Origin of the sequence: Rhodococcus sp. A14 (assembly GCF_011603105.1) — a bacterium.
GTDB classification, from domain to species: Bacteria; Actinomycetota; Actinomycetes; order Mycobacteriales; family Mycobacteriaceae; genus Rhodococcus_F; species Rhodococcus_F opacus.
Window position 1 is genome coordinate 17,516 of record NZ_JAAOQS010000018.1, and the last position, 11,723, is coordinate 29,238.

At 66.5% G+C, this 11,723-nt stretch carries 12 protein-coding genes and 1 pseudogene; 7 read left to right on the forward strand and 6 right to left on the reverse strand.

All coding sequences use genetic code 11. The features are described from left to right. The first annotated feature begins 102 nt into the window (after window positions 1-102). Window positions 103-585, forward strand: a complete 483-nt coding sequence (locus tag G9373_RS12485) for a DUF1707 domain-containing protein (RefSeq protein WP_005253191.1) — start codon at window positions 103-105, stop codon at window positions 583-585. 40 nt (window positions 586-625) lie between these two features. Here the strand turns inward: G9373_RS12485 and G9373_RS12490 are convergent, their stop codons facing one another. After that, window positions 626-1,336: a tyrosine-protein phosphatase gene (locus tag G9373_RS12490; protein ID WP_120661113.1), complete on the reverse strand. Its 711-nt coding sequence runs from the start codon at window positions 1,334-1,336 to the stop codon at window positions 626-628. Between the two features lie 215 nt (window positions 1,337-1,551). Here G9373_RS12490 and G9373_RS12495 point away from each other — a divergent pair, with 215 nt between their 5' ends. The 4 genes from G9373_RS12495 (at window position 1,552) to G9373_RS12510 (ending at window position 3,698) form a co-directional block, all read left to right on the forward strand. After that, window positions 1,552-1,878, forward strand: coding sequence for a hypothetical protein (locus tag G9373_RS12495; RefSeq protein WP_065491265.1), 327 nt, complete (start codon window positions 1,552-1,554; stop codon window positions 1,876-1,878). Window positions 1,879-1,975: 97 nt separating this feature from the next. Continuing rightward, window positions 1,976-2,170, forward strand: a complete 195-nt coding sequence (locus G9373_RS12500) for a hypothetical protein (protein ID WP_005253188.1) — start codon at window positions 1,976-1,978, stop codon at window positions 2,168-2,170. Between the two features lie 5 nt (window positions 2,171-2,175). Then, window positions 2,176-2,427 carry a hypothetical protein gene (locus tag G9373_RS12505; protein WP_005574284.1) on the forward strand — a complete coding sequence of 84 codons (252 nt, stop codon included), beginning with the start codon at window positions 2,176-2,178 and terminating at the stop codon, window positions 2,425-2,427. 548 nt (window positions 2,428-2,975) lie between these two features. Beyond that, on the forward strand, window positions 2,976-3,698 hold the full coding sequence (locus G9373_RS12510; RefSeq protein ID WP_005253186.1) for a DUF3105 domain-containing protein: 723 nt from the start codon (window positions 2,976-2,978) through the stop codon (window positions 3,696-3,698). A 292-nt stretch (window positions 3,699-3,990) separates the two neighbouring features. On the opposite strand, the gene G9373_RS12515 is transcribed toward G9373_RS12510, so the two are convergent. Both G9373_RS12515 and G9373_RS12520 read right to left on the reverse strand, forming a co-directional pair. Further along, window positions 3,991-4,962: a nucleoside hydrolase gene (locus G9373_RS12515; protein ID WP_005253185.1), complete on the reverse strand. Its 972-nt coding sequence runs from the start codon at window positions 4,960-4,962 to the stop codon at window positions 3,991-3,993. A gap of 94 nt (window positions 4,963-5,056) precedes the next feature. Beyond that, window positions 5,057-5,422: pseudogene (locus G9373_RS12520) on the reverse strand (peroxiredoxin). Between the two features lie 404 nt (window positions 5,423-5,826). Between G9373_RS12520 and G9373_RS12525 the strand changes: the two are divergent. After that, complete coding sequence (locus G9373_RS12525; RefSeq protein WP_241769437.1) at window positions 5,827-6,468, forward strand: poly-gamma-glutamate hydrolase family protein; 642 nt, start codon at window positions 5,827-5,829, stop codon at window positions 6,466-6,468. A 4-nt stretch (window positions 6,469-6,472) separates the two neighbouring features. Here the strand turns inward: G9373_RS12525 and G9373_RS12530 are convergent, their stop codons facing one another. Beyond that, on the reverse strand, window positions 6,473-7,729 hold the full coding sequence (locus tag G9373_RS12530; RefSeq protein WP_005253183.1) for a serine/threonine-protein kinase: 1,257 nt from the start codon (window positions 7,727-7,729) through the stop codon (window positions 6,473-6,475). A gap of 165 nt (window positions 7,730-7,894) precedes the next feature. Between G9373_RS12530 and G9373_RS12535 the strand changes: the two genes are divergently transcribed. After that, complete coding sequence (locus G9373_RS12535; RefSeq protein WP_005561621.1) at window positions 7,895-8,083, forward strand: hypothetical protein; 189 nt, start codon at window positions 7,895-7,897, stop codon at window positions 8,081-8,083. A 23-nt stretch (window positions 8,084-8,106) separates the two neighbouring features. Here G9373_RS12535 and G9373_RS12540 read toward each other — a convergent pair whose 3' ends face one another. Both G9373_RS12540 and G9373_RS12545 read right to left on the reverse strand, forming a co-directional pair. After that, complete coding sequence (locus tag G9373_RS12540; protein ID WP_005561622.1) at window positions 8,107-9,468, reverse strand: hypothetical protein; 1,362 nt, start codon at window positions 9,466-9,468, stop codon at window positions 8,107-8,109. Between the two features lie 79 nt (window positions 9,469-9,547). Beyond that, entirely contained in the window at window positions 9,548-11,629 is a 2,082-nt protein-coding gene (locus G9373_RS12545; RefSeq protein ID WP_054245822.1) for an ATP-binding protein, read from the reverse strand. Window positions 11,630-11,723: the final 94 nt, after the last annotated feature.

Consider the following 11,723-nt stretch of genomic DNA (forward strand, 5'->3'; position numbering starts at 1 on the left):
GCACGGTCCTTCGCATAGTCGGGGGTTGACATTCCACTGTGGCATATCGATCATGGTAGTAGCGACATTCCACAGTGGAATGTCATCGCTGAGGAGGGTCCGATGCAGAACGCGGACAACATCCGGATATCCGATTCCGAACGCGAGCAGGTCGTCGGTGACCTCGGGCGGCACCTCACCGCCGGGCGACTGACCATCGGCGAGTTCGACCAGCGGGTGGCACAGGTATATCGATCGACCACCCAACAGCAGGCGCATCAGGTGTTGCGTGATCTTCCGCCGGCACCCCAGGCAGTTGCCACCGCCCGGCCCGGGGCACCGACGACCCGCCCCTCGCGTCGCCGCATCCCGGGTCACCAGCGGATCGAGTGGCTCGCCTGGCTCGCCGCCGGTGGGATCAACATCGCGATCTGGGGCATCGTCTCGCTCGCAACCGGCGTCATGATCTACCCCTGGCCGATCTGGGTGATTGGCCCGTGGGGGCTGGTGCTGCTGGGCAGGACACTGCTCGGCCGCGAGGGCGGGTGCAGCAAGATCACCGATGCTCTGCACGACGAGCGGATCAGAGTCGTGGTGGGTCGCTGAACGCACGCGGAACGAAGGGCGTTGGGCCCCGGTCCGTCGGTCACCCGGCGAAGCGCGCGATCCAGAGTCGGATCGTCTCGTTGGTGGCACCGTGCGCCCGTAGCCACGCGCGCACACCACCCGGGCGGGCGTCCCAACTGGCCAGGACACCCTCGATGGCCTCGGGGACGACACCTCGGAGATCACGGTCGTTGGGATGCGCCTGACCCAGCTCGGGAGCGAAACGGGTGATTCGGGTCAGGACGGCGCCCATGTGCTCATTGGTCGCTTCGTTGTCGGCGACGATGTCGTCGGGTTCGACTCCGGCCGTACGCAACAGCAAGGCCACCGCGACGCCGGTGCGGTCCTTGCCTGCGGCGCAGTGCAGCAGCACCGGGCCCGGGGCGGTGGCTGCCACCTGCAGGACGTCCACGAGTCGCTCCCCCGGGTTGGTCAGAATCCCGAGGTAGATGTCGGCGAGCCGGGCACCCTGGTTCGGCGCTGCGACCTCGGCATCGGACAGCAGCGAGATCTGGTGCACGACAGTTTTCTGCGACCGCAGCGGATGCCCCCGTGTCGCGTATTCCCGGGGACTGCGCAGGTCGACGACGGTGCGGGCCGGCCATTCGTCGACCGCAGTCGGGCGGGCGTCGCCCGGTGCCGGCAGAGCGCTGCGGTAGAGCACCCCGGACCGGGTCCGGCGCCCCTCGGCGAGCGGAAGGCCGCCGAGGTCGCGCAGGTTGGGGAGGACATCGAGGTCCGTGACGGTCATGGAGCTTCCTTCCAAGGCGAGAGGCCGTGACCAGGCCAAACGGTCCGTGTCCCCGCCGGACGCGGGCTGCGAGGACCAGAAGATAGGTATACCCCCCGGTGATTCGGCCGATGCGCCATGTCCCCGCAGTGGGCGACGATGTGACCTGTCTCATACCCACGAACCGGGGTCGCCCGTTGGTCCGACGCCGCCACTGACGGAGGGTGCTCGCACCGATGAATGCAGAACCGATTACCTGCGGTAACTACGTCACGGCGACCTTTGCGCGTGATTTCGTCGCCGAGGGATTCGACCACGACGCTGTCGAACGCATCCACAGCGGTCTGTTCGACGAGTGGAGTCACGCCCTTGCTCAATCGGGTCTGTTCACCAACCGAACCGTCGCGGCCGCGCTGCACTCCTGGCAGGACGATCCACACTCCCTCCTCGACGCCCTGCTCGCGAACGCGGACGAGATGACCCTCAAGCGCTACGACCTCGTCTGGGAGGCACTGGAACGCGCCCACGTCGGTTCGGCCGAGCGCCTCTCCGAATACGCATGACGCGGCCGCCGGCGGCCGTGGCGCCGCGAAGTCCACCGCAGCCGTTTTCACCCCCCACTTTCACAGACACCACCGACCACACCGACGAACGAGAACAATGAGCACCAACACGTATCCCACCATCGAAACCATCCGCATCGGGCAGTCCGGTCACGAATGCCGCTACTGCGGGCACGCCGTCGCGAAGGACGGCCCAGGCTACCGGCACACCACTACCGGCCAGTACCGCTGCGATCCCGCCAGTCGAGCATTGAACGAAGCCCGTCTGTCCAACAGCATGGTTCGGAGCTGAGCACGATGAACGTGCAAGCGATGCAGGTGAGCGCGGCACCCGAGGGGCTCGGCCGGTACCGAGACGCGGTCGATGCGCTTCGCGCCTTCGACAGTCCCGGCCACCGAACCGACCCCCACACGGCACTGCTGTTGGACAGTCTCACCGATGATCTGATCGAGGCAGCCCAGACGGCCGCCTGGGGCGACACGGTTCCACAGCACGACATCTTCGCAGTGATCGACACCGCGATCTCCCGCCCACGCCCGTCACTCTGAATCTCCTATGCCACGAGAGTGGGCAGTGACGGTCAACTCGATTCCACTTCCCCGCCTGATGGTGTCGTAGATCGGGCAGGACGTCGCGAACTTCGCGGCCAGTGAGTCGGCCGTCGGCTGGTCACCCCGTGAATCTCGATGCGCACTTCGGTGAAGTCGGAGCGGGAGCGCACCATGAGTCCGTCGCAGGACGCTGCCCGAACGATTCCCGCAGTCCGTCGGCGACTTCGGTTGCAGTGCCGATGAATCCACCCTTCGACACGACCGCCGTAGCCCTTCTCTGCTGGTCATGGCCTTCGACGCCGATCCGTCGGTAAGCCTGGCGCTACACAACGAATGGCACAGCACGCTTCGCAGCGCGGCTCACCAGAGGAAGCACAGGCTTCCTCCAATCTGCAGCAGATCGAAACGGAGCACCGAGATCCTGACCGCCGTGCAGAGCGGCGACGCAGAACCGTCGAGGAACCGGGCGTTACCTCACCTTCTACTACCATGCTTCACAGATGGGGATGCGCGGTCAGGGCGCCCGGTGAGACGAAGGATCGGCAATGACGAACGACCGCAGCGTGGACCCGAAATCTCGACTGTCCCCAGGACTGCGGCGGCGCCTGCCCTGGCTGCTGCTCGCCGCCGTGGTGGTCGTCGTGGGAGCGGTCGCTGTCGTCGCCTACGCGTTGACCTCCGGAGCCGACGAGGGCCGCGAAGCCCACGGGTTCTCGCCGAACGCGGACAATCCTGACCCGTCACTGGGAATCGAAGGGATCGTCACCGTCGACTATCCGCCCGCCGCCCATGTGCAGGCACCGCAACGAGTGGCCTACGACCAGAGTCCACCGTTCGGCGGCGCCCACGACCAGTACTGGGCAACGTGCACCGGCATTGTCTATCCCGAAGCCATCCGCAGCGAGAACGCCGTCCACTCCCTCGAACACGGCGCCGTGTGGGTCACCTACGACCCGGACCGGCTGGACGACGACGACATCGCGGCGCTGGCAGAGAACGTCGACGGCGCACCGTACACCCTGATGTCGCCGTACCCCGGTCTCGATTCGACGGTGTCCCTGCAGTCGTGGGGTCACCAACTGAAACTCGACGACGTCCACGATCGCCGCATCTCCGACTTCCTCACGGCCTTGCGACAGAACCCGAACACCTACCCGGAACCGGGGGCAACTTGCTCGACGGTGCGGGGTGGATTCGATCCGGCCGACCCGCCACCGTTCGATCCGTCCGCACCGGGTGCGGATGCATTTCCGGTCGACGGTAAATAGTCGCTTCAGCGAACGTTTCCACACCACTTCGCACGCGACTGGGATCCTGCGGTCGAAGCCGAAAATTACCTACCCGAAAATGTGCTCCGTGTGTCGATATCGCGATCGCCGATTCGACGTATCAGTAGGAGCACATGAGGAGGTGAGAGCGATGTTGGCGGCACATTTGTTGTCCGGCCTGACCAGTGAAGAGGTCGATCTGATCGTGGCGGAGGAACTGCATCTGCTCGGCGCCTCCGCATGAGGGGCGTCGACGCCGTGTCGAATACCGACCGGTGACGAGCGGGCACTGCTAGACGGTGCCCGGTCGGGGGATATCAGCTTCGAGCGTGGCGGCGATCCGCGTCCTGATCGAACGGTAATCGAGGTCGGTCACGAATCGGTGTGCCGGCCCCCGTACTGGAGTGACGCCCCACACGGCGGCGCGGCCGTCCTCGTGGATCACCCGGGGTCGGGCGTCGGTGGCGGACAGCACGACCGGGGGGTCGAGCATCACAGCGGCTGCGACGGAATCGTGTGCGGTGTAGATCGGATCCTCGGCACGATATGTGCTGGTGCAGTAGCGGTGATAGTCCTCGGTGATGTCACGGACGAAGGTCGCCGTCTTTCCCACCTCCGAACGAGCAACGAGATCGGCCCAGGCCAATCGAAGTCGGCCGGTGACATTCATTCCCACCCACGTAATCTTTCCAGGCGCTGCAGAAACCACCGTCGCCGCGACTGGATCATGATTGGTGTTGGTGTCACCTTTCTCGAGAAACTGTGGTTGTACTGCGGCCTCGACGTCTCTACGAGAGGCGGGTCCCATCCCGCCCATGATGGTCACCGAACGGTAGCGGGTCAGGACACGTGGCTCGCGCGTGACGGCGGCGGCGATGTTGGCCAGCGGACCCAGGCACAGCAGGTCCACCGCACCGGGCCGGTCCGCGGCGACGCGCAGCAGTTGATCGACGGCGGACTCGGGCGCCGGGCCCACGCCGGGTCGTGGCCGGTATCCGCGGTCACCGAGTCCGTCGAGTCCGTGTGGGGAACTGGTGGCAGGTGGTGGCCCGGGACGTGGTTGTCCGATGCACACCGGAACATCGCGTAGGCCGGCGACGGACAGAACGGTGAGGGCGTTCCGCGCGGCCTGCTGTTCGGTGCAGTTCCCGAACACTGTTCCCACACCGATGATCTCGGTTCCGGAGTGCTGCGCGATGGTGAGCATGGCGAGGGCATCGTCGACGCCGGTGTCGGTGTCGACGAGTACGTAGCGGTCGGTCACTCCCGGTCCTGTGTTCCGTGATCCATGATCGGATCGACTCGATTACATTCGCGCGCAGTGTAACCGGACCCCGGCCCCCGGCTCGTTCCGCCGGTCAGTAGCTGAAGGTGACCACCCCTTCGTCGCCGATCCACTTCCACATCGGCACCGTCCCGGCGAGTTCGGCATTGGATACCAGTGCGTCCTTGTCGAGGTGCTTGGCCTCGAAGCAGATCGGACACACCATGTAGATGCCGCCCGCGGTCTCGAATCGTGCCGCCAGATCGGGAAGCGGCGGACAACCTTCGCAGGCCACGCCCTGAATCGTGCCGTCGAGCGCGAGCCGTACCGCTTCCTTCGTGAGAAACATCGGTGTCTCGCGCTATTGTTCTGCCGCACCGACCGCGACCAGAAACGCAACCGTCACCTTCTCGGCGTCCTCGAGACCGGTGGTGAGACTGACCACTGCCTTATTACCCATGGATTCGAGTCTTCGCCGCGCGAGGACTGCCGACAAGGGGGCTCATCGAGTCACAGGACTCGCACGTCGAGATCGGTGGCGGTTGCCTGTTTCGACCGCACCCGCAACTGATTCTCGCCTAACCTGAGAACGTGTTCGAACAGCGTCCGTTTCAGCAGGTTTCGATGACGTTACGCCTCGCAGTCCGTCACGATGGCTCTACCAGCGCATCCGCCGACGAACGTATCGGGATTCACCCGCGGATGCTGACCGGGATCGGAGCCCAGCCGCGTCAGCAAGCTCGTGTGAACCATAGGGGAACGACCGCGCTGTTCACACTGATCCCAGACGACGATACGGAAGACGACACCATCCGGATAACGGAGGGGGGCTGTCGTCGGCTCGGCGCGGAGCCGGGACAGACGGTGATTCTCGACCCTCGGTGCATCGCCACGGCGATGACCGAGGAAGAGGCCGAAAAAGAGGGTGAGTTCATCGAGCGGCTCGAAGACGACGGGCGACATCACCGTCTCGTGGTCCTGGCACCGCACGGTGGCGCCATCGAAACCCGAACGGATCAGCAGGCTGAACAGGTCGTCGCTTCGCTCGGATCGTGCGATTCGACGCTGTGGGCGTGTAAAGGCTGGCGACCGGTGGGCAACGCATATCGGGCTTGGCACATTTCCTCGAGCGATCTCAGCGTGCACAGCTTTCCGCTTCTCCGCTCCCTGTCCGCGAGACGATTCCAGTGGGCGCTGTCGTTTCACGGCTACCGAGGAAACGACGTCCTCATCGGCGGCCTCGCGCCCGCGCCTCGCAAGTCGGACGTCCGGGACGCGATCGCGAAGGCACTCGACGGAAGCGGAATCTGTGTTCGGCTCGCCGAACCCGGAGAACGACATAGCGGTGAATCCCCATCCAACCTGGTCAACCGCCTCACCATCGACGCCGCCGGCGGAATCCAGATCGAACAGTCCCGACCCGCGCGGACAGTGCACGGCCGCGCGATCGCTGCAGCTGTCAGCGAGGTCTACGACACCTGGATCGCCACCGACAACTGTCGGTGAGACTTCACGGGCCCGCGGGAGCCCAGCACGGCCCGTCCGGGGGCGGGGTGTGCTCGTAACCCGGGTAGCACGGCAGCACCTCCGGGGCAGGCGCGGGCGCAGGTGCCGGTGCCGGCGCATTCGCCGGTGGCGAGCCGGGCGGGAGACACGGCCCGTCCGGGGGCGGGGTGTGCTCGTAACCCGGGTAGCACGGCAGCACCTGCGGAGCGGACGCTCCCGGAGGCGGTGCAGGTGTCGGCACTAGCGGTGGTGATTGCGGTGCCGGTGCCGGTGCCGGTGCGACCTCCTCCTGAATGGGAGCCTCCGCCACCGGCGCCTGAGTCGGTGACGGTGCTTGCACCGGCGGCACCTGCTCGGCAGCGGTCGGATTCGCCGTGGCGGTCGGTGACGACGACGGCGATGCCGGCCCGGCCGCGCTCGACGACGGCGTAGGGACGGCGACCTGTGGCGATGACGCTCCCGACCCGATGATCACGCCACCGACAATCGCGGCAGCGATGATCGCGGCGAGCGCAAGTCCCGCGGCCACGAGACGGCGGTTCCGGGCGATCGGCGGGGTCGCGGGAGTGGGATCGGCGGCAGGCTGTTGCGGTGGCACCGCGACGCGAGCGGCAGCGGCCAACTCGCCCGCCGACCGATAGCGCCGCGCGGGGTCGACCGCCGTTCCGCGTGCGATGACGGCGGCCATCCCGACAGGCGGCGTCGGGATCTCCGATGTCGGGAACACCTCGCCGGTGAGGCACTCGTACAACACACAGGTCAGGCCGTAGACGCCCGACGCGGCGCCGAGAATCACGGGGAGCCCGACGTCGGTGAGCTGGATCAGTCCCCCGTCCTGCACGACGACGTTCGCCGACGACACTTCCTGCTCGACCAGCCCGGCCGCGCGCACTGCCTCCAGCGCCGACGCCAGCTGCTCGACGACGCCGACCGCGCGCGATACGTCCATCGGTCCGGTGGACTGAAGGAGCGTCCGCAGGTTCGTGCCCTGGGTCGGCGGCGTTGCGAGAAAGAGTCGGTTGCCGATCTGCCCGAAGTCGTGGATCGGTACCACGTGCGGGTTCCGGATGTGGGCCGCGATGCCGGCTTCCCGTTCGAACCGATCGCAGAATTCGTCGTCCTCGGTTGCGTCCGGCGGCAGTGCCCGCACCACGACATGACGGAACGTGACGGTGTCGAACGCCGCCCACACCTCGCCGCTCACATCGACCGTCAGCGGACGGTCCAGCCGGTACTTGCCGAATAGCGTTCCAGCTTGCATTGCCACTCTCCGCGCTCGAAATTGCCGCGTCTGCGGAACTGTGCACCCGAAATTCTAGGCGGTGCCGGCCACAGGGTCTCGTTGGAGCCGGGTAGTGTGCTCGTATGCGCAGAACGCACCTAGGCTAGCTCCGGTCCGGGGCCGCCCCGACTCAGGAGAAACCTGATGCGTACTGCATTCTGCAATACCCTCTTTCACGTATTCGATCACCGGATCTGTTGTGGCCGGATTCCCGAATGGACCGCACACGTCGGTCAGCCGTGGGACACCTACGACGTCGCACCGTGGAATCTGTACAACGCGATCTGGCGGATCCAGCACTGGATTCGCAGCGGCGTCGACGCTGATCGGTGACCTTGTTCCGCTCTTCGGCGGCGTCAGATTTCGAGTCGGGCGCCGCCCGGGTCTGGGTGCCACACGTTCTGACGCAGGACTCGCAGTAGGGTCCCTGGGCTCATCAGCCGCTCGGGACGATCGATCAGGGCGGCGACGCGGATGAAGGCGGTAGCGAGCACGGGATCGTGCTCGGCGGCTTCGTGCAGGCGCGTGATGTAGGCATTGCCGATCCGCATCTTCGGGCTGCGGTTTCCCATCACTTCCGGGAAAGCCAAGTCCCCCCCGACCGACATCTCCCACGGAACGTCGATCACCTTCGCGACATCGCGAAAGAAGCCGCGTGCGTGTGGCTCGGTGCCTCGCTGCAGGTGACGATGCAGTGTGAGCGCCTCGAGCGCCGCCACGGTCATCCCCTGCGCATAGATCGGGTTGAAGCTGCACAGGCTGTCCCCCGTCACGAGGAAGCCTGCTGGGAGGATCGACAGTCGTTCATACCGTCTGCGGACACTCGCCGGAAACCGGAAGGTCCGGGCTCGCTCGAGCGGTTCTGCGTCGCGGATCACCTCGAAGAGGTCGGGGATCCGCAGCGACCTGGCAAAGTCGAGGTAGCCGAACGGATCGGTTGGCGGATAATCGCCGAGCATCCCCATCAGCGTCACCAGGAAGCGGTTTCCCTCGAGCAGCTGTAGCGCGCCCCCTCGCGGAGAATCGGGTGTCGGACCGATCACGATCCCTCGGTCGTCGCCCAACCCCGGCGCCGGGGCACGGTAGATGCGGGTAGCGTAGCCGAGGCCGACGTGCACCCTGTCCTCGTCCGGGCGTCCGAAGCCGAGATCCGCCAACCACATTGGGGCACGCGAGCCCCGTCCGGTCGCGTCCACCACCAGGTCGGCGTCGAGGATCTCCTCGGTACTGCCGTCGGCCCGCCGGAGAACACGGGCTCCGGTGACGCGAAGGCGGTCGGGTGTCGTGGTGATGCCCGCGGCATCGCAGCGGTCCATGATGGTGACCCCTTCGAGTTCGCTCACCCGGGCACGCACGTAGCCCTCCAAGAATGGCCGGCTGGCGCTCACGACGGTCATTCCGCTCACCGGCTGCGGAAATCGGTGCCCACTCAGGCACCACCGCACGTCACGCAGGTTGTCCAAGGTCGGCACCCCCAGCGCGACCAGGTCGTCGGTGAAGCCCGGGAACAGCTCCTCCAAGATCTGCTGGCCTCGTTCGATCAGCACGTGGGTGTGGCGGCCCTGCGGTACGCAGCGGCGCGGCTCGGCTGTGCCCGGGAGGTGGTCGTGATCGACCACGATCACCTGTGAATACGCTTCGGACAGTACGCGGGCCGCAAGTAAGCCGGCTATGCCGGCACCGAGCACGACCGCTCGGTGTCCGATCTGAATTGTCATGGGAGCCTCCTCGATTGCATACGAGGAGAATGCAAGCAATCGGTGCTCGATCACCAGTCCGAATACTGCTCATTCGTGTTCACTGCGGGTATCCGTAGACGTCCCGGTCCCATAACCACGAGACGATCCGCGCGACACCCTGTGTGAGGTGGCGCCGATACGTGCTGAACGGCACTCCGAGCACCCGGGCGGCGGCCTCCTGGGTTCCGGCCGGGCGCAGGTACGTCCGGTCGACCGCGTGCAGCAGTCTGTCGTCGCGTGGGTTGTCGGCGAGCGAATCCACCGCGTCGCGGAGCACGCTGTCGAGTTCGGCAACGCCCGGCTCCCCATCGCTGCGGTCGCACACGACCCGGGTGCGCATCAGCGGGTTTCGTCGGAGCAGGTCGGGGCGGTGCCAGTCGTGCAAAGCCTGCCGGACCGCCTGCTCGAACTCGGGTTGAGAAAGTACCAGCAGGTCCGGCGTCGGACGCGGAGGTGCGGAAGGACTCTCGGACAATGCGCGCTCGGTGACCCGCTCGAGCCACGCGTCGACCGGGACACGACGGAAGTCGTGTGCGAACAGCCCGTACCTTCGGACGCCCACCTCGAAATCGGCGCCCTCGGCGCGCGGAAGGTCGGCGACCGCGAAGTACTCGTTCCACCGATCCGGTTCGGCAAGTGTGAGGAAGTCCCAGGACAGGCTCGGTGTGCACAGGTACCGCTGCATGGTGATGATCGGAATGGCGTTCATCGTGGGCGACGGGTCCTGATAGGTGTCGAGGTCGACGACGAACCGGGTCTGGGTGACGGTCTCCCCCGTTCGCGGAGGTGAGTGGCCGCAGGCGAACTTCCAGGCCGCCGCAGCACCCGGATCCGACGCCAGATCTTCCGCGGACGCGAGGCTCAGATCGATGAGACCGAAGAACCCGCGGGGCGCACCGTCGGGACGGCGCACGATGTAGAACCCATCGGGCTGGCATTCGTACCAGGCGGCCGCTATGGCCGCCGCCTCCGCACCCTCGTGGAGTCGGGTGAACTCGACGATCGTTTCGCGATCCGCCGGGGAAGCGGGTTCCGGGTAGTGCCGACCCCACGATTCCCACTCCACCGGGGACAGGATCCCGGGCAGATTGCGAAACACGAACTTCAGGTCGAAGATCACGCGCTGCTGTTCGCGCCCGGTACACGACAGAAGCGAGCGGCGAATGTGCCGGCACACGCGGTGGAAGACGTCGGTGTAAGCGTCGAGGTCGCGCCACCGCAGGTCCGCGTCGATGACGTCGCGGGCCATATCGTGCGGGGCCAGGCCCTCCGGGCCTGCGTCGACGAACGACAACTGCCGCAGCCACACGAACATCGCGTGCGCGTCCTCGAGCCCGAGGGCGTCGCGCAGCAGTGCCTCGGAGGTCACCCGCGCGAGGGCGCACACCTCGAGTGCCCGCCGATGCGCGGGGCTCGGCACCACCGCGATGAACCGCTGCATCAGCTCCGCCATGAGGTCGGGGGTCAACGGATCGGCCGACACCTCGCCGCCGCGGGATGCCACGTCGGCCAAGAGCGCCAGCGCCAGCGGATGGCCGTGCGTGGCCCGGCAGATTCGTTCGTGCAGCGGTGGCGGCACCGCCACTGCCCGGAGAAACTCTCTGCTCTCCTGCGGAGTGAGATTTCGGAGGGACACGACCCGCAACAACTCGGACCACGCCGCGTCGGAACGCCATTCGCAGCTGGGCGGTGTCCGGGCCGCGATCACGGTGAGCGCCGTTGCCGGTAGTCGCGGTAGCAATTGCGTGCGCACCCACTCGTCGATCGGCGTCAGAACCTCGTATGTGTCGATGAGGATGCACAGTCGTTCCCCCGCCCGCGCGATCGCGCCCGTGTCAGGCACATCGACGGCCTCGCCCAACGCGGCCAGGACAGCCGACGGAGACGGCGGAATATCGCGCCCGTCGAGCCGGACGACCGACGCGCCCGTTTCCGCCACGATCTCCGCGAACTCGTCCAGCAACGTGGTCTTCCCGATCCCTCCGGGGCCGTGCAGGAACAGCACGGACAACTGCGGATCGGCCGACTCCAGTCCGGCCCGAACCAATTCGCGCTCGACCCGGCGCCCGACGAAGGTCCGCCTGCGCCTCGAATTCAGGACGTCTCCGAGCGGTATCGAGGACTGTGCCGTGCCCTCCATACGTCCAATCTAGGGGCAGTGCCCTTCAGACGAAACCTTGGTGGGATCCGCTCAACGATGTGCGCAGCGCACCCCGCTGCGTACACACCCGCCA